Genomic DNA, 16,088 nt, shown 5'->3' on the forward strand with positions numbered 1-16,088 from the left:
GCATCACGGCGGGCAGGTCAATATGGATGATATTCTCAAGGGTTATGCCGAGGCGGCAACGCCGGAGCTGATTTCCAGATTCGATAATCTCGACTGCCGGGAGATTTACACGCCCGTCATCGACCTGCTGCCGTCGACACCGTGCCGGATCGCAGATATCGGCAGCGGCACCGGCCGCGACGCCGCATGGTTCGCAGCGCAGGGTCACGATGTTCTGGCAGTCGAGCCCGTCAGCGAGCTTCGCGAACCCGGCATGCAATTACATCCATCGGACAAGATTACGTGGCTGGATGACAGCTTGCCCGGCCTCGCAAAGGCCCGTCTGCGGGGCGTCTTCGATCTGGTCGTCCTGTGCGGCGTCTGGCACCACGTCGACTACGAGGCAAGGCAAGCCGCGATGGAGAGACTTGCGGAAATGACGGCGACGGGCGGCTTGCTGATCATGTCGCTGCGCCACGGCCCCGCCCCCGAAGGTCGCCGCGCCTTTGCCATTTCACCGGCGGAAACGACAGGCGAAGCCGCCCGTCTCGGTTTCACGCTGATCCGCCAGGCAGAAGTCGCCTCCATTAAGGCAGGAAACCGCGCTCTGGGCGTCCGCTGGACTTGGATTGCCTTACGGAAGACGGGATGAAAAGAGCGGGCTGCCGCAGCAGCCCTGATCAGTCTTTCACCTTAATGGCCGGAAAATTCCACCAGCGTCCTGACCTCGACACCAAGGTCTTCCAGCTTCTTGCGGCCTCCGAGATCAGGCAGATCAATGACGAAGCAGGCGGAAACGATCTCCGCACCCATCTGCCGCAAAAGCTTGACCGCGCCTTCAGCGGTGCCGCCGGTGGCAATCAGGTCGTCAACCAGAATGACCTTTTCGCCCGGCTGTACCGCGTCCACATGCATTTCCATTTCGTCGACGCCGTATTCAAGGCTGTAGGCGACACGGACGGTGGTGTGCGGCAGCTTGCCCTTCTTGCGGATCGGCACGAAACCGGCCGACAGCTGATGCGCCACCGCCCCGCCCAGAATGAAGCCGCGTGCTTCCATGCCGGCAATCTTGTCGATCTTCGTTCCCGCATAGGGCTGCACGAGTTCGTCCACCGCGCGGCGGAAAGCCCGTGGATTACCGAGCAGTGTCGTGATGTCCCTGAAGATGATGCCCGGCTTCGGATAGTCGGGAATGGAACGGATGGCAGCGGAAAGCTCCGAAGCGATAACGGTCATGGTATTTCCAGTTAAGACAAGGGAAGTGGATCAGAAGGTTCGGACTACCCTATCAACTTGACGGCTGCGGACCAACTAAAAAGGACCGGCGCTCAATCCGCGGGTGACATTCCCTTGATCCGCGCCCAGGCCGGGCAGACATCCTCGAAGGAATGCGACAGGGGCCGCAACGCCTCATCATCTCTGTCATCGAAGCTTCCCGAGACCAGCGCGACGGTCGGTGCGTCATCAATGGCGCCGAGCGTGCTGCCGCAGACCGGGCAGAAAGCCCGGCTGGAATAGTCGGAGGATCGGAAAGTCGAGGGCGCGCCGCCCTGTCCCGTCCATGTCACCGCATCCCTCTCGAACTCCACCCAGGCAAGGCTGGGGGCGCCGGAATGCCGCTGGCAGATATCGCAGGAGCAGGTGTGTGGATTGCCGGGCTCGCCCGTCACTTCAAAACGGATGGAGCCACACAGGCAACCGCCGCTGCGAATTTTTGTCATTTCCCACCATCTCCCCTGAACACATGAAAAGGCCCCCGCGGAAGACCGCGGGGGCCGATGATTGGCAGGCATCTGAATACCTATCAATGTTCCTTGTTGGCGTAGACCGATTTCTTGGTGAGATAGATCAGCGCCGTGAAGATGAACAGGAACACCATGACCATGAAACCGGTGCGCTTGCGCTGTTCCAGATGCGGCTCTGCGGCCCACATCAGGAAGGCGGAGACATCCTTGGAATATTGGTCCACGGTCTGCGGCGCGCCATCGTCATAGGTCACCTGATCGGCACTGATCGGCGGCGCCATCTTCAGCGACGCCGCGCTGACGAAATACGGGTTGAAATGCGTGCCTTCCGACACTTCAACACCGGCCGGCGGATCCTGATATCCGGTCAGCAGCGCGTGGATATAGTCCGGGCCGCCTTCCTGATAACCACCGATGATCGGGATCATGTCGATGACGAATTGCGGGAAGCCGCGCTCCACCCCGCGCGCCTTGGCGAGCAGCGACATGTCGGGCGGCGCAGCGCCACCATTGGCGGCAGCGGCCGCCTCATGGTTCGGGAACGGCGAAGGGAAATGATCTGATGGCACGGCCTTGCGATTATACATTTCGCCGTCGGCGTTCGGACCGTCCTGGACTTCATATTCCGCGGCGAAAGCCTTCACCTGCTCGTCCGAATAACCGAGATCCCCCAGCGTGCGGAAGGAAACGAGGCTCATGGAATGACAGGCGGAGCAGACTTCCTTATAGACCTTCAGGCCGCGCTGCAGCTGGCCCTTGTCATATTTGCCGAAGGGTCCGGCAAAGGACCAGCTCTGCTCTTCGGGCTTGATCACCGGGAAGTGGCCCCCGGCAATCGCATGTTCCGTCTTGGTGGCGAGATCATGGCTCTCCTCCGCCGCCGAAGCGACGGTGACGGAACAGCCGATGGCGGCGAAAAGCGCGATGCTTGTTACAAGCTTCTTCATTGTCGTCATCCTTCCTTCGCGCTCAGACTTCTGTGGCCGCAGGCGCGGCACCCGTCTTGGCGGCGTTCTTTGCAAGAACGGCCTCGGTAATCGAATTCGGAATACGCCGCGGCGTTTCGACCAGACCGAGGATCGGCATGATGACGAGGAAGAAACCGAAGTAATAAAGCGTGCCGATCTGCGACATGATGACGTAGATGCCTTCCGCCGGGCGCGAGCCCAGCCAGCCGAGCATGATGGCATTCACCACGAACAGCCAGAAGAACATCTTGTACCAGGGACGATAGACGGCGGAACGAACCTTCGACGTATCGAGCCAGGGCAGGAAGAACAGCACGATGATCGCGCCGAACATGACGAGAACGCCGCCGAGCTTGGAATCGATGATCCAGATGTTGAAGGTGATGGCGCGCAGCATGGCGTAGAACGGCAGATAATACCATTCCGGCACGATATGCGCCGGCGTCTTCAGCGGGTCCGCCATGATGTAGTTATCAGGGTGGCCGAGGAAGTTCGGCATATAGAAGATGAACCACGCATAAGCGATGAGGAACACCGAAACGCCGAGCGCATCCTTGAGCGTCGCATAGGGCGTGAAGGGAACCGTGTCGGTCTTGCTCTTCACTTCCACACCGGTCGGGTTGGTCTGGCCGGTCACATGCAGCGCCCAGATGTGCAGGACGACGACACCCGCGATCATGAAGGGCAGCAGGTAATGCAGCGCGAAGAAGCGGTTCAGCGTCGGATTATCCACGGCAAAGCCGCCGAGCAGGAACTGCTGGATCCATTCACCCACGAGCGGGAAAGCCGTGAAGAAGCCGGTGATGACGGTCGCGCCCCAGAAGGACATCTGGCCCCAGGGCAGAACGTAGCCCATGAAGCCCGTCGCCATCATCAGGAGATAGATCACACAGCCGAGAATCCAGAGGATTTCGCGCGGCGCCTTGTAGGAGCCGTAATAAAGGCCGCGGGCAATGTGCAGGTAAACTGCGATGAAGAAGAACGACGCGCCATTGGCATGCATGTAGCGCAGCAGCCAGCCGTGGTTGACGTCACGCATGATCTTTTCGACGGAATTGAAGGCAACCGTCGTTTCGGCCGCATAATGCATGGCCAGCACGACACCGGTGAGGATCTGAACGATCAGCATCACGGAAAGCATCGCGCCGAAGGTGTAGGCGTAGTTCAGGTTACGCGGGACAGGATAGGCAACGAAGCTGTCATAGATCAAGCGCGGCAAGGGAAGCCGCGAATCGATCCACCTTTCGATGCCGGTGGACGGCTGATAACTGGAATGACCACTCATGAATAACTGTCCCCTTATCCGATCTTGATCACGGTATCGGATGTGAATGCAAATGTCGGGATGGCGAGGTTTTCCGGCGCCGGACCCTTACGTATGCGGCCCGCCGTATCGTAGTGCGAGCCATGGCAGGGACAGAACCACCCGCCGAAATCGCCGGCCTGGCCGAGCGGAACGCAACCGAGATGGGTGCAGGAACCGATCATGACGATCCAGTTTTCCTTACCCTCGCCGGCGGAACGGTCGATATCCGTCGCCTGCGCATCGGGGGCAACATTGGCATTGCGCGCCACGGGATCCTTCAGATCGCCGAGAGCGACGGCCTTGGCTTCCTCGATTTCCTTTTCCGTGCGGTTGCGGATGAAAATCGGCTTGCCGCGCCATTTGACGGTGAGCGACATGCCCGGCTCGACCGCCGTGACATCCACCTCGATGGAGGCGAGCGCCAGCGTCGATGCATCGGGACGCATCTGGTCAATAAAAGGCCATGCAACTGCGGCGGCACCGACGGCGCCCGCCATTCCCGTCACTAGGTAAAGAAAATCGCGACGGGTCGGTTCACCCGAAGCGTCGTGATTGGTTACGTGCTCGCTCACCGCTACACCATCCTCTGCGCTGTTTTTGCCGTAAATCGCATGAGTCCTCCCGCTATGATTTGATCCAGGACAAACTCCGTCCCATCGTCCTGGACACAACTGCGGCATTAAGAAACCGCGTCACTCTGTTTGATCGCAAAATATTGACCGACTTGGCAAGAGCAAAGCACACAAAGCTGCCGTAATTCTGCCGGAGGGGGCCGATTTGGCTCGCATTTTTTCGCCGCCCTTGGCAGGCGGGCAACATTGTGCGCATCCATGCCCCATGTTAGGAGACTTCAAGGGAGAGCTCGGAAAGCAGGGATTCGGATGACGGCGAAGCTCTCTTGCATGGTCTCCACGGCAGTGGCTGCCGTTCTGTTTATCGCCAGCCTGCGCTACATCACCGATTTCTGGCTTCTCGCCTTCGTCACCAGTTTCCAGCTTCACATCGCGCTCGCCTGTATCCTGCTGTCATGCCTAGTCTTCTGGCTGACGCGCGATGCGGTTTCGGCTCTGCTTGTGGTCTGGTCGCTGGCGCTCGCCATCCATGCCGTGGCGATGCTGACGGAATTTTCCACATCCGCCACCGCTGCGCCTGATGCAAAGCCGTTTCGGCTGCTATCCTTCAACGTCTTGATGGACAATGCCGCCAATGCGGATGCGATTGCCGACAAAATTCTCGAATCGGGCGCGGATGCCGTCTATCTCTTCGAGGCGGCGGCATTGCAATCGGTTCTGCCCCGTCTGCAGCAAACCTACCCGCACAGGCTGGGCTGTTACACAGGCACATCCGGATGCGATCTGGTCATCCTGTCAAAAAGACCATTGCAGGAAGGCCGTTTCCACAGTCTCAGCGATCTGCGTCGCGACCGGTTTGCCATCGCCCATATCGACCTCGACGGCACGGAACTGACGCTCGCCGCAGGCCACATCACCAAGCCCTATTTCGACGATTATCATCGCGATGAACTGGATGAAGTCAGCGAAATCCTCTTTCGCGTCACCGGCCTGCTCATTCTCGCCGGAGATTTCAACTCGTCCAGCATAGCGCCCGATATGCGCGCCTTTCTCGCCGCCAACGACCTGAAGAAAGCCACCTTCGAACCCGCCACATGGCCGACGGAGGCCGGTCGCTTCGGCATCGCCATCGACCACATCTTCGCCCGCGAACCGGCAACGCTCATGAAAATCACCCGCCTGCCCGATAGCCTCGGTTCCAATCATTATGGCCTGATGGCGGATTTCATGATCGGGAAATAGTCGAAGGCCTTACTGCGCCGCCTCGTCCGCAGCGAGAAAACCACCCGACTGCCGCGCCCAGAGTTCCGAATAAAGACCGCCCTGCGTGACCAGATCGGAATGGCTGCCCTGTTCCACGATGCGCCCCTGATCCATCACGATCAGTCGGTCGAGAGCAGCAATGGTCGACAGGCGGTGGGCGATGGCCAGAACCGTCTTGCCCTGCATCAGCTCATCCAGATTGCTCTGGATCGCCGCTTCCACCTCCGAATCGAGGGCCGAAGTCGCCTCGTCGAGCACGAGGATCGGCGCGTCCTTCAGCATCACGCGGGCAATGGCGATGCGCTGGCGCTGGCCGCCGGAAAGTTTCACGCCGCGTTCGCCCACATGCGCGTCGAACCCTTTGCGCCCACGTTGATCCTCGAGCCTTGCGATGAAGTCGTCCGCCTTGGCGCGGCGCGTCGCCTCCTGCAATTGCGCTTCGGTCGCGTCGGTGCGGCCGAACATGATGTTGTCTCTGATAGAACGGTGCAGCAGCGACGTATCCTGCGTGACCATGCCGATATGGGCGCGCAGCGATTCCTGTGTCACCCCGGCGATATCCTGACCGTCGATCAGGATACGGCCTTTTTCGACATCGTAGAAACGCAGGATGAGATTGACGAGGGTGGATTTTCCAGCGCCGGAGCGCCCGACGATGCCCACCTTTTCACCCGCCCTGATATCGAGATTAAGATGGTCGATTACGCCATTCGCCCGCCCGTAATGGAAGCTGACATTTTCGAAGCGGATGCTCGGCTTCTTGACCTCCAGCGCCTTCGCGTCAGGCCTATCGACGAGACCAATCGGCTGCGAAATCAGCTCGGCGGCATTCTGCACCGTGCCGAAATTGCGCATGATGCCGTTGAACTGCGTCATCAACCGTCCGAGCAGGAAGTTGAGGCGCAGCACCAGCGCCAGCGTGAAGGCGACCGCACCCGAACTGATCCTGCCGGAAAGCCACAGATCGATGCAGAGCGCCGCCATGGAAGTGATCATCACGCCAGACAGCAGCGCCATGGAAGCCCGCACGCCGGTGATGAAGCGCGTGAACGTCATGGTCGCATGCTGGAAAATATCGAAGCCCTGCCGCATGTAGCGGTCATTGGCATCGTCGCGCCCGAACAGCCGGAGCGTCTGGATATTGCTATAGGCATCCACCATGCGGCCGGAAAGCATGGAGGCGGCTTCCGCCGTTTCTTTGGAATGGTAGCGGATGCGCGGCACGAAATAACGCGCCAGCAGCGAGAAGATCGCCACCCAGACGAGGACGACGACCGCAAGCCGCCAGTCCAGCCCACCGATCAGGAACAGCATGGAGACCGAATAAATGCCGACGAACCAGACGCTTTCCATCAGCGAAGTGACGAGATCGCCCGCCGCCTGCCCGCCCGACCAGACCTTGGTGACGATGCGGCCTGAAAAATCATTCTGGAAGAAGGTCAGCGATTGCCGCGCCACGTGCATATAGGATTGCCAGCGCACCAGATTGTAAAAGCCGGGCGTGATGATCTGCTGGTCCACCAACGCCGTCACCATGGTGACGATAAAACGCACGATGCCGATCAGTACCAGCATGCCGACCAGTTCGCCGCCATGGGCCGCAAGCAGCCCTGCCCAACCCTCTTCCGGCTTCACGGTGGCGAGAATATCGACGAGACGTCCGACGAACCAGAAAAGCGCCGCCTCGATGGCCGCCGTCAGCCCGCCCAGCACCAGCATGGCGAAAAACGGCGCCTTGGCCTGCGAGATATAGAACCAGATGAAGGCGAACGTGCTTTCAGGCGGCCGCAAATCGTCCTTGCGGGCGAAGGGCTTTATCCAGTTCTCGAAAAACTCGAAGATGCGGGTAATAACCATGATGCGGATATAGGCGGATTCCCGGAGCGGGAACAGCCGCGGAGGCTGCGGGAAGAGATTATATTTCGGTAACATTCGCGAAATGGAAAAGGGCGGGAGTGAAAACGGACGCCAGGCGATGTTGCTATTTCAGGGCGATGAGCCCAGCGTCCGTAGGGCGGAATCCGCAGGCGTCGAAGTAAAATTGCCGGAGATGCGGGTCAAAATCCACATGGAGCCACTCGCAGGCGGTATCTTTCGCCCGATCAACCGCCTCCCCTATCAGCGCCTTTGCAATGCCCTGGCGTTGGAAAGCAGACGACACCATGGTGTCGAGAACAAATGCGTGAACCCCGCCATCCCATGCGATGTTAACGAACCCGACGAGCTTCCCCAAATGGCGGGTACATACCCAGCCGAGACTGAAGCGATTGACCTGTGACCACCAATCATCAGCGAAGATTCGATGCTCAAAGCATTCCGCGTGAAGGGCATTGACTTCAGCATTCTCGAACGTGCCACGCCACTCGGTCGTATACTCGGAAGGGGTGGGTTCTTGCGGTGATGTTAGCTCCATTCGCATGCCCTTACCCGGTTTCGGAGTCCGACACGATCGGTCCTTGATCGTAGAGGACCACTTTCCCACGGCGCAGACGCACCGTGGCTGGATGCGGCCAAGGCCGGCATGACGGCAGACCTTTGACAAAGGGCGGGGAATGTTCCCCGCCCTCTCGCTTTTCCTCACTCCGCGGCCACTTCCGCCTCATGGTCGGCGATGAAGCCGCCGGACTGGCGCCGCCACAGGTCGGCATAAATGCCGCCCATTGCCGCCAGTTCCGCATGGCTGCCCGCTTCCACGATCCGGCCCTTGTCGAGAATGATGAGCCGGTCCATCTCGGTCAGCGTCGAAAGGCGGTGGGCGATCGCAATCACCGTCTTGCCTTCCATCAGCGAGAACAGGTTCTCCTGGATCGCCGCCTCGACTTCGGAGTCGAGCGCCGATGTCGCCTCGTCCAGCACCAGGATCGGCGCATTCTTGAGGAAGACGCGGGCGATCGCGATACGCTGGCGCTGACCGCCGGAGAGCTTGACACCACGTTCACCCACCTGGGCATCGAGGCCCTGACGACCGTGCATGTCGACAAGCGTCTCGATGAAGTCCCAGGCATTTGCCCGCTTCGCCGCCGCAATCACCTGTTCGTCGGTGGCCTCGGGGTGGCCGTAGGCGATGTTGTCGCGGATCGAGCGGTGCAGCAGCGAGGTATCCTGCGTCACCACCCCGATCAGCTCGCGCAGGCTGTCCTGCGACACCTTCGAGATGTCCTGGCCGTCGATGGTGATCCTGCCGCCTTCCAGATCGTAGAAGCGCAGAAGCAGGTTCATCAGCGTCGTCTTGCCCGCACCCGAGCGCCCGACCAGACCGACCTTCTCGCCCGGCTTGATATCGAGCGTCAGCCCGTCGATCACGCCCTTGTTCTTGCCGTAGTGGAAGCGGACGTTGTCGTAACGGATGGCGCCCTGCGGGGCGGCAAGCTCAGGCGCCTTGGGAACATCGACGATATCGTGCGGCTTCGTCATCATCGACATGCCGTCATAGACCGTGCCGATATTTTCGAACAGCGAGGTGACTTCCCACATGATCCACTGCGACATGCCGTTGACGCGCATGGCAAGGCTGATGGCGATGGCAACCGAACCGGCCGTGACCGAACCCTGCATCCAGAAATAAAGACCGAGCGTTGCAGTGGAAAACAGCACGACCGCATTGTTGAGGTCGATCAGGATGTTGAAGCCGGAAATCTTGCGCATCTGGCGGTGAACGGTTCCAAGAAACACGTTCATGCCCTCACGCGCATATCTTTCCTCGCGGCCCGCATGGGAAAACAGCTTGATCGTCGAGATGTTGGTGTAGCTGTCGACGATCCGTCCCGTCATCATCGAGCGCGCATCGGCCTGTTCCTGCGCCAGCCGGCCGAGTTTCGGCACGAAATAAGCAAGAATTCCCATATAGATGCCGAGCCAGACCAGCAGCGGAATGACCAGCCGCCAGTCCGCCGCCGCAACCATAAACAGCATCGAAACGACGAAGCTGATCGCGTAGACGAACACGTCGATCACCTTCAGCGCCACTTCGCGGATCGCCAGCGCCGTCTGCATCACCTTGGTCGAAACCCGGCCGGCAAACTCGTTGGCGAAGAAGTTCATGGAGTGGCGCAGCAGGAAACGATGCATCTTCCAGCGCGCGATCATGCCGAAATTGCCGGCAAGCGTCTGGTGCATCGTCATGGTATGGATCGCGCCCATCAGCGGCAGCAGGAATAGCACCAGCCCGGCCATGACGATCAGATGCCAGCCCTCATCGGCAAAAAAAGTCTCGCGATTGGCCGTGGAAAGCCAGTCGACGATACTGCCGAGGAATTTATAGAGCATGGCTTCGGCGATGGCGATGCCCATGGACATCAGGCCAAGCAGCAGCAGCCACGGCCATGCGGGCTTCACATAGTGCCACAGGAACGGCAAAAGCTTCCTTGGCGCCACAGAGGGCGCCGAAGCGGGAAAGGGATCGAGGCGTTTTTCAAACCAGCCAAACATAGGCCAAGCTCCGGCAATCAATCGCTCCATCGTGACATGGTGAGCGGACACAAATATGGCTCACGACGGAACGGAAAAGTCTTTGAACATGGCCGCAACAGCCACATGGTGAGTCGAAATATGGGAAACGCGGCCAAGCCGCAAAGTAACACCTAGGCCAGCAGCGGCACTACTGGGGCCTGGAGGCGAATACGAATGTCATTTGGCATGAAAACCTCCCTTGGCTGGTGTTGAAGACATGGCCTTGTAGCGCAAAAAATAAGCAATGACCAGCCGGAAAGACACCGAATACGCGAGAAAACACGCAAGTGCATCCAATATGGCGAACGGACGGAGATGACCCGCAAGGTCTCCGCCCGTTAAACGATGCCGACGTCGCCTTATTCGGCTGCGTCCTGCGCTTCGCCGCTTTCATAGTCCGCAATCAGCTCGGCCATTCCGGCCTGCGTATGACGCTTCAATTCCCGGCGATCGCTGGGCTGGGGCGCAAAAGTGACGGTGAGGCCCGTATCCCTTATCGTGCCCATGGCGAAAGACGCGCCGGACACCATGCGCACGCCCTCATGCAGCCATAGCGGGTCGGTGGCGAAATGCTGGCCGATGCCGACCACGACGGGAATGCCCTGCCAGTGCGACATGCGGTCGTAATGGATGTGGCCCGCCAGAATACCGACGACATCATGCTCGAACAGCAGCTCGTCCAGAATCTCGGTATCGTCAAAGGAGAGGGATTCCCACTCCGCATCGGGACGGTCAAAATCAAGCGCCGGCGCATGGTGCATCACCAGCAGCTTCGGCAGTTCGGGGTGGTTTTCGAGTTCATCCTCAAGCCATTCGATCTGCCCGGGCTCGAAAGCCCCGCCGACCTTGCCGGGAACGCTGGTGTCCATGACGATGATGTGGATGCCGGCAATGACTTCCGCATGATCGTAAGGTTCATCCAGATTCTCGTGGCGGCCGAGCATGACCGGATAAAACCCATCACGACGATCGTGATTACCGAGCGCGAAGAGCACCGGCACATCCAGTTCGGCTTGCGCCATCAGGCGCTTGAGTTCTTCATAGCTGCCGGCATCGCCCCGATTGGTCAAATCACCGCTGACAACGATGAATTCAGGCGGCGGCACCAGCGCCTTGATCTGCGCGAGCGTCGCGGAAAGCGTGGCCGAGGTCTCGGAATAAAGATCATCATCCTGCACCTGCGGATTACCCACATGCAGATCGGTCAGATGGACGAAATTCACCCGTTCGGACATGGAATCCTCCTGTTGTCGCGTGCAGAAAATCCGGCTCGAAATGGCCTGTCCCGACCATTCATGATCGTCCGGACAGACCTGACAATGTGTTGGTGAATGGGTAGCTGCGCTGTGTGTCACGCGAATGAATATCCGCTCGGGAACAACGTCTGGAAGGGCCTTTTCCCCAGCGCACCTGTCGCCCGCCCCGTGCCCGTGATAATCGGACGGACACTCCAACCGCAGTGAGAAGTCCATGCCCGAAATCAGGATCGCCCTTTACCAGCCCGATATTCCCGGCAATACCGGCACCATCCTGCGGCTGGCCGCGTGTCTCGGCCTCGGCGTGGACATCATCGAGCCGGCCGGTTTCGATATTTCCGACCGCAATCTGAAACGGGCGGGCATGGACTACATCGCGGCGGCGGCGCTCACGCGCCATGTCAGCTGGGACCGTTTCGAGGAATGGCGGGCAACCACCGGCCGCCGGCTCGTCCTCGCCTCCACCAAGGCCGCCCTGCCCTATACTGATATCACCTATCGCACGGATGATATCCTGCTTTTCGGCCGTGAAAGTGCTGGCGTACCGGACCATGTGCATGAAAAGGCGGATGAGCGAATCATCATCCCGATGGTGGCGGGACAGCGCTCCATCAACGTCGCCATGTCGGCGGCGATGATCACCGGCGAGGCTTTGCGCCAGACGGCATGGGCGTAAGCGCCATCTTTAACGCCAATTTTTCGGGCAAATACAAAATTTGACCGTTTTTACTTCAAAACTGTCGCAACCCGGCCTGTACCGGGGGCGTTGAGGCTCCTATACTCTTTAGCCGGACAATAAAAATCGCCCTCGCCGGAACCATGCCCCGGCGGGTGTGAGGAGACGTCGCATGCAATCCACCATTGTCATCGTCAACCTTCTCGGCGCAGTCGCACTGCTGCTGTTCGGTCTGTCCCAGGTCAAGGACGGCGTTACCCGCGCTTTCGGCATGAAACTGCGAAGCGTGCTGGCCACCGGCACCCAGAACGGTCCACGTTCCTTCTTTTCCGGATTTTTTGCGACGGTAGCGCTGCAAAGCTCGACGGCGACCGCGCTCACCGTCGCCTCCTTTGCCGAGCGTGACCTCATCAAGCCGCGCATGGCGCAGGTGGTGCTGCTCGGCGCCAATGTCGGCACCGCCGTTACCGCATGGATCGTGGCGGCCGGGGTGGAATGGCTGTCGCCGCTGCTGATCCTTGCCGGCATCGTACTGAAAAAGGGCAGTTCCAACGCCAGACAGGGTGGCGGGACAGCGCTGATCGGCATCGGCCTGATGCTTCTGTCGCTGCATCTTTTAAGCGGCGCGACCGAACCGATGCGGGCCTCGCCGGCGCTCGGCGTCTTTATCGGGCTCCTTGATGGAGCATGGCCCGTCGCGCTGATCTTCTCCGCCGTGCTCGCCTTCGTCTCCTCTTCCAGCCTCGCGGTCGTGGTGCTCATCCTGTCGCTGGCGGCCACCGGCACGCTTTCCACCGGCCTCATCATCGTTCTCATTCTCGGCGCCAATCTCGGAGGCGCCATTCCGCCTGTTATCGCCACGCTTTCCGGCCCCGCCTCGGCGCGGCGCATTACCATCGGCAATCTTGTCGTGCGCACCATCGGCTGCCTCATTGCCATGCCGCTCGCCTCCTATGGCGCGGAACTCCTGCAGCAATTGCCGCTTTCGCCCACGAAATTGCCTGTTGATGCCCACCTCATCTTCAACGTCATTCTGGCGGCGCTGGCCTGGCCCTTCTCCGGCCTGATATCCGACCTGATGGCGAAACTGGTGCCGGGCGATCCCAAGGCTGAAGACGGCCCGAATTTCCTCGACCAGCAGGCGCTGGATATGCCGGTTGTCGCGCTTGCCAATGCTACCCGTGAGGTCCTGAGCGTCGGCGACAGCATCGAGCGGATGCTGATCCGCGCCGAAAACGCCTTCAAGCACAATGATCTGGCGCCGCTTCAGGAAGTCTCCCTGCTCGAAAAAAAGGTCGACCGCCGCCAGCAGGAGGTGAAGGTCTATCTGTCGCAACTGGGGCGCAAGGGGCTTTCCGACGAGGAAGCCCGCCGTTCGATCGCCATCATCGATTACGCGATCAATCTCGAACATATCGGCGATATCATCGAAAAGGGCATCTGCGAGCAGATCCGCAAGAAGGTGCTGAACAGCTTCAAATTTTCCGATGACGGTTATGAGGAGCTGAAAACCCTGTTCGACATGACCATCGAGAACCTGCGCGCCGCCCAGAGCATTCTGGTGACCGGCGATTTCGATCTCGCCCGCCGGCTGATGGAAAGCAAGGTGGATATACGCCGCCTCGAAAAACAGTCCTCCAACCGGCATCTGGAGCGGCTGCGCGACGGGCTGACGGAAAGCATGCAGACCAGCTCGCTGCATCTCGACATGCTGCGGGATTTGAAGCGCATCAACGCCCATATCGTTTCGGTGGCGCATCCCATTCTGGATGAAAGCGGTGTGCTGATCGAAAGCCGCCTGCGTTACGCCGAACCCCGCGCCTAACTCAATCGGCCGAGGGAAGCCGCCGCATGGTGAATTCGATGCGGTCGCCTTCAAGCTGCCGCCAGCTTTCCACTTCCGTCCAATAGGCCGCTTTGGGAAAGCTGTCGAACCATTCGCGCGCCTTGGCGCGGGCTTCCTCGCGGCCGAGACAGAAGGTCTGGCGCACGAACATGCCGTCACGCTTTTGTTCACCGCCGGCGCTTTCGCGTTCCTTGCGATGATTGGCGATCCTGCGCTTCAGCCCATCAAGGGGCGGCGGTCCGGCAAATTTCGTCATGATATTCACCTCTGGCACCTACATCGATAAAGATAGTGTCGGCGCGCCGCCTTGGCGAGTCGTATTTGTGCGCGGCGCAAACACCTGCTAGAGGCGGCGGGAACAGACTTCACCGCAGGAGAAAGAAGATATGGAACGGCCAATCTTGCCGAAGGGCTTGCCCGAGGACATCGAAGACAAGAAGGCCACAGCCGAAGCCTGGTTCCAGCATCTGCGCGACACCATCGTCGCCTCCTTCGAAACCCTGGAAAACGATCTTACCGGCCCTCTTTCCGATCAGGAGCCCGGCCGTTTCGTGCAGAAAGACTGGCTGCGCGACAATGGCGAAGGCGGCGGCGGCAAGATGTCGATGATGGAAGGCCGCGTCTTCGAGAAGGTCGGCGTGCACACCTCCACCGTCCATGGCGAGTTTTCGCCCGAGTTCCGCAAGCAGATACCGGGTGCGGAAGAAGACCCGCGCTTCTGGGCCTCCGGCCTCTCCCTCATCGCCCATCCGGTCAATCCCAATGTGCCCGCGGTACATATGAATACCCGCATGGTCGTCACCACCAGCCACTGGTTCGGCGGCGGCGCGGACCTGACACCGGTTCTCGGTCGTCGGCGGACGGAACAGGACCCGGACACCCAGCTTTTCCACCGCGCCTTCGAAATCACCTGCAACCGCCATCCGGTTGCCGATTACCCGCGATACAAAACGTGGTGCGACGAGTATTTCTTCCTGAAGCACCGCAATGAACCACGCGGCACCGGCGGCATCTTTTTCGACTGGCTGCACCCTGATGAGGAAAAAGGCGGCTGGGACGCCAATTTCACCTTCGTGCAGGATGTCGGCCGCGCCTTCAATCTCGTTTATCCGAAAATCGTCCGCGCCAATTTCAACCAGAACTGGACGGAAGAGGACCGCGACGAGCAGCTTATCCGCCGCGGCCGTTATGTGGAATTCAACCTGCTTTATGACCGCGGCACGATCTTCGGCCTGAAGACGGGCGGCAATGTCGAATCGATTCTGTCTTCGCTGCCGCCGGTGGTGCGCTGGCCTTAAAAAACCTCACGCAAATTTGACGCTCATCAGCCATTTTGTCGCAAATAGCGCAAATTAGGACTTATGGAAAAATCAAGGCAGTGGTAGTCTCCTCCCGCAGACGTACTGGAGGAGCTATCGTCATGATTACTTCGAACAGCATGCCTATCTCTGCTTCCGTCGAGGAAGCGCTGCATTCCATCGATACCCCTGATCTGATCGACCGCCTGGCAGCGGAAATGCGTGCCACGGGTGATCGTGAACTGCCGCATTCCTTTTATGTCGAACAGGTGAAACGCTCCCTTGCCGGACAAAAAACGGCACGGCGGGCAGCCAATGACGAAATGCCTCGTACAAAAATTCCGGCAGCTGGCACATCCTCTGTGTTCCAGTGCTGGGCAATGCCCGAATAGGGGGCCCGAATAGGGGCCCGAACAGGGTTGAAGGACGCTGCTCTGGAACATAAGCGGCGAACTTTCGTTTCATGACCGAAGGACAGCATGTCACTTCAATGCTGTCCTTCGCTGAAACAGGGAGGCAATACCATGAGACTTTTTGAATGCGGAACGCTCGTGCCCGGCTGTGCCTGGCATACGCGCGCAGATGACGACGCTGAAGTCGTCCGCCGCACGGTGGAGCACATGCGCTCGGCCCACGGCGAAACCGTCATCCGCGAAAACATGATCGAGAACATCAAATCCCGCATCCGCGACGAAGCGAATGCGGCGTAAGCCGCAACGCCTTCGTTGCT

Annotated in this window: 17 protein-coding genes; 7 read left to right on the forward strand and 10 right to left on the reverse strand. The window is 59.7% G+C overall.

Features of this window, described 5'->3' with window-relative positions; translation table 11 throughout:
• Nucleotides 1-22: 22 nt before the first annotated feature.
• Nucleotides 23-631 (forward strand): bifunctional 2-polyprenyl-6-hydroxyphenol methylase/3-demethylubiquinol 3-O-methyltransferase UbiG, encoded by a 609-nt coding sequence (locus tag DA915_RS11150; protein ID WP_107675830.1) that lies wholly within the window; start codon nt 23-25, stop codon nt 629-631.
• 41 nt (nt 632-672) lie between these two features.
• On the opposite strand, the gene DA915_RS11155 is transcribed toward DA915_RS11150, so the two are convergent.
• From DA915_RS11155 to petA, 5 genes are all read right to left on the reverse strand, one after another.
• Nucleotides 673-1,215, reverse strand: coding sequence for an adenine phosphoribosyltransferase (locus DA915_RS11155; RefSeq protein ID WP_003494623.1), 543 nt, complete (start codon nt 1,213-1,215; stop codon nt 673-675).
• Between the two features lie 92 nt (nt 1,216-1,307).
• Nucleotides 1,308-1,700, reverse strand: coding sequence for a GFA family protein (locus tag DA915_RS11160; RefSeq protein ID WP_107675831.1), 393 nt, complete (start codon nt 1,698-1,700; stop codon nt 1,308-1,310).
• A gap of 83 nt (nt 1,701-1,783) precedes the next feature.
• Nucleotides 1,784-2,671, reverse strand: a complete 888-nt coding sequence (locus DA915_RS11165) for a cytochrome c1 (protein ID WP_004430247.1) — start codon at nt 2,669-2,671, stop codon at nt 1,784-1,786.
• 22 nt (nt 2,672-2,693) lie between these two features.
• Nucleotides 2,694-3,977 carry a cytochrome b N-terminal domain-containing protein gene (locus tag DA915_RS11170; RefSeq protein ID WP_004430245.1) on the reverse strand — a complete coding sequence of 428 codons (1,284 nt, stop codon included), beginning with the start codon at nt 3,975-3,977 and terminating at the stop codon, nt 2,694-2,696.
• 14 nt (nt 3,978-3,991) lie between these two features.
• Nucleotides 3,992-4,570 carry a ubiquinol-cytochrome c reductase iron-sulfur subunit gene (gene petA / locus DA915_RS11175; protein WP_035212667.1) on the reverse strand — a complete coding sequence of 193 codons (579 nt, stop codon included), beginning with the start codon at nt 4,568-4,570 and terminating at the stop codon, nt 3,992-3,994.
• Nucleotides 4,571-4,879: 309 nt separating this feature from the next.
• Here petA and DA915_RS11180 point away from each other — a divergent pair, with 309 nt between their 5' ends.
• On the forward strand, nt 4,880-5,812 hold the full coding sequence (locus DA915_RS11180) for an endonuclease/exonuclease/phosphatase family protein (protein ID WP_107675832.1): 933 nt from the start codon (nt 4,880-4,882) through the stop codon (nt 5,810-5,812).
• A gap of 9 nt (nt 5,813-5,821) precedes the next feature.
• Here DA915_RS11180 and DA915_RS11185 read toward each other — a convergent pair whose 3' ends face one another.
• The 4 genes from DA915_RS11185 to DA915_RS11200 form a co-directional block, all read right to left on the reverse strand.
• Nucleotides 5,822-7,765 carry an ABC transporter ATP-binding protein gene (locus DA915_RS11185; RefSeq protein WP_371412711.1) on the reverse strand — a complete coding sequence of 648 codons (1,944 nt, stop codon included), beginning with the start codon at nt 7,763-7,765 and terminating at the stop codon, nt 5,822-5,824.
• A 49-nt stretch (nt 7,766-7,814) separates the two neighbouring features.
• The gene (locus DA915_RS11190; RefSeq protein WP_099086015.1) at nt 7,815-8,246 is read right to left on the reverse strand and encodes a GNAT family N-acetyltransferase; all 432 of its coding nucleotides are present in this window, start codon (nt 8,244-8,246) and stop codon (nt 7,815-7,817) included.
• Nucleotides 8,247-8,410: 164 nt separating this feature from the next.
• Entirely contained in the window at nt 8,411-10,261 is a 1,851-nt protein-coding gene (locus DA915_RS11195; protein WP_020808684.1) for an ABC transporter ATP-binding protein, read from the reverse strand.
• A gap of 380 nt (nt 10,262-10,641) precedes the next feature.
• Entirely contained in the window at nt 10,642-11,517 is an 876-nt protein-coding gene (locus DA915_RS11200; RefSeq protein ID WP_107675833.1) for a phosphodiesterase, read from the reverse strand.
• A gap of 235 nt (nt 11,518-11,752) precedes the next feature.
• Between DA915_RS11200 and DA915_RS11205 the strand changes: the two genes are divergently transcribed.
• The gene (locus DA915_RS11205; RefSeq protein WP_004430229.1) at nt 11,753-12,214 is read left to right on the forward strand and encodes a tRNA (cytidine(34)-2'-O)-methyltransferase; all 462 of its coding nucleotides are present in this window, start codon (nt 11,753-11,755) and stop codon (nt 12,212-12,214) included.
• A gap of 172 nt (nt 12,215-12,386) precedes the next feature.
• Nucleotides 12,387-14,039, forward strand: a complete 1,653-nt coding sequence (locus DA915_RS11210; RefSeq protein ID WP_065695266.1) for a Na/Pi cotransporter family protein — start codon at nt 12,387-12,389, stop codon at nt 14,037-14,039.
• Between the two features lies 1 nt (nt 14,040).
• Here the strand turns inward: DA915_RS11210 and DA915_RS11215 are convergent, their stop codons facing one another.
• A complete protein-coding gene (locus tag DA915_RS11215) occupies nt 14,041-14,316 on the reverse strand; it encodes a hypothetical protein (RefSeq protein ID WP_004430221.1) in 276 nt (91 codons plus the stop codon).
• 130 nt (nt 14,317-14,446) lie between these two features.
• On the opposite strand from DA915_RS11215, the gene hemF reads away from it, so the two are divergent.
• The 3 genes from hemF to DA915_RS11230 all read left to right on the forward strand — a co-directional run bounded on the left by hemF (nt 14,447) and on the right by DA915_RS11230 (nt 16,068).
• Complete coding sequence (gene hemF / locus DA915_RS11220) at nt 14,447-15,358, forward strand: oxygen-dependent coproporphyrinogen oxidase (RefSeq protein WP_004430216.1); 912 nt, start codon at nt 14,447-14,449, stop codon at nt 15,356-15,358.
• A 122-nt stretch (nt 15,359-15,480) separates the two neighbouring features.
• Complete coding sequence (locus tag DA915_RS11225) at nt 15,481-15,750, forward strand: hypothetical protein (RefSeq protein WP_004430213.1); 270 nt, start codon at nt 15,481-15,483, stop codon at nt 15,748-15,750.
• Between the two features lie 132 nt (nt 15,751-15,882).
• Entirely contained in the window at nt 15,883-16,068 is a 186-nt protein-coding gene (locus tag DA915_RS11230; protein ID WP_003523091.1) for a DUF1059 domain-containing protein, read from the forward strand.
• Nucleotides 16,069-16,088 lie beyond the last annotated feature (20 nt).

The sequence above is a fragment of the Agrobacterium sp. LAD9 genome (genome assembly GCF_003031125.1).
Taxonomy (GTDB): domain Bacteria; phylum Pseudomonadota; class Alphaproteobacteria; order Rhizobiales; family Rhizobiaceae; genus Agrobacterium; species Agrobacterium radiobacter.

Coding starts and splice junctions, on each gene's coding strand:
- DA915_RS11165 (WP_004430247.1), bottom strand. CDS start 2,671: ATGAAGAAGCTTGTAACAAGCATCGCGCTTTTCGCCGCCATCGGCTGT.
- DA915_RS11225 (WP_004430213.1), top strand. CDS start 15,481: ATGATTACTTCGAACAGCATGCCTATCTCTGCTTCCGTCGAGGAAGCG.
- DA915_RS11205 (WP_004430229.1), top strand. CDS start 11,753: ATGCCCGAAATCAGGATCGCCCTTTACCAGCCCGATATTCCCGGCAAT.
- DA915_RS11180 (WP_107675832.1), top strand. CDS start 4,880: ATGACGGCGAAGCTCTCTTGCATGGTCTCCACGGCAGTGGCTGCCGTT.
- DA915_RS11185 (WP_371412711.1), bottom strand. CDS start 7,765: ATGTTACCGAAATATAATCTCTTCCCGCAGCCTCCGCGGCTGTTCCCG.
- DA915_RS11210 (WP_065695266.1), top strand. CDS start 12,387: ATGCAATCCACCATTGTCATCGTCAACCTTCTCGGCGCAGTCGCACTG.
- DA915_RS11200 (WP_107675833.1), bottom strand. CDS start 11,517: ATGTCCGAACGGGTGAATTTCGTCCATCTGACCGATCTGCATGTGGGT.
- DA915_RS11215 (WP_004430221.1), bottom strand. CDS start 14,316: ATGACGAAATTTGCCGGACCGCCGCCCCTTGATGGGCTGAAGCGCAGG.
- DA915_RS11150 (WP_107675830.1), top strand. CDS start 23: ATGGATGATATTCTCAAGGGTTATGCCGAGGCGGCAACGCCGGAGCTG.
- DA915_RS11160 (WP_107675831.1), bottom strand. CDS start 1,700: ATGACAAAAATTCGCAGCGGCGGTTGCCTGTGTGGCTCCATCCGTTTT.
- hemF (WP_004430216.1), top strand. CDS start 14,447: ATGGAACGGCCAATCTTGCCGAAGGGCTTGCCCGAGGACATCGAAGAC.
- DA915_RS11230 (WP_003523091.1), top strand. CDS start 15,883: ATGAGACTTTTTGAATGCGGAACGCTCGTGCCCGGCTGTGCCTGGCAT.
- DA915_RS11195 (WP_020808684.1), bottom strand. CDS start 10,261: ATGTTTGGCTGGTTTGAAAAACGCCTCGATCCCTTTCCCGCTTCGGCG.
- DA915_RS11190 (WP_099086015.1), bottom strand. CDS start 8,246: ATGGAGCTAACATCACCGCAAGAACCCACCCCTTCCGAGTATACGACC.
- DA915_RS11170 (WP_004430245.1), bottom strand. CDS start 3,977: ATGAGTGGTCATTCCAGTTATCAGCCGTCCACCGGCATCGAAAGGTGG.
- DA915_RS11155 (WP_003494623.1), bottom strand. CDS start 1,215: ATGACCGTTATCGCTTCGGAGCTTTCCGCTGCCATCCGTTCCATTCCC.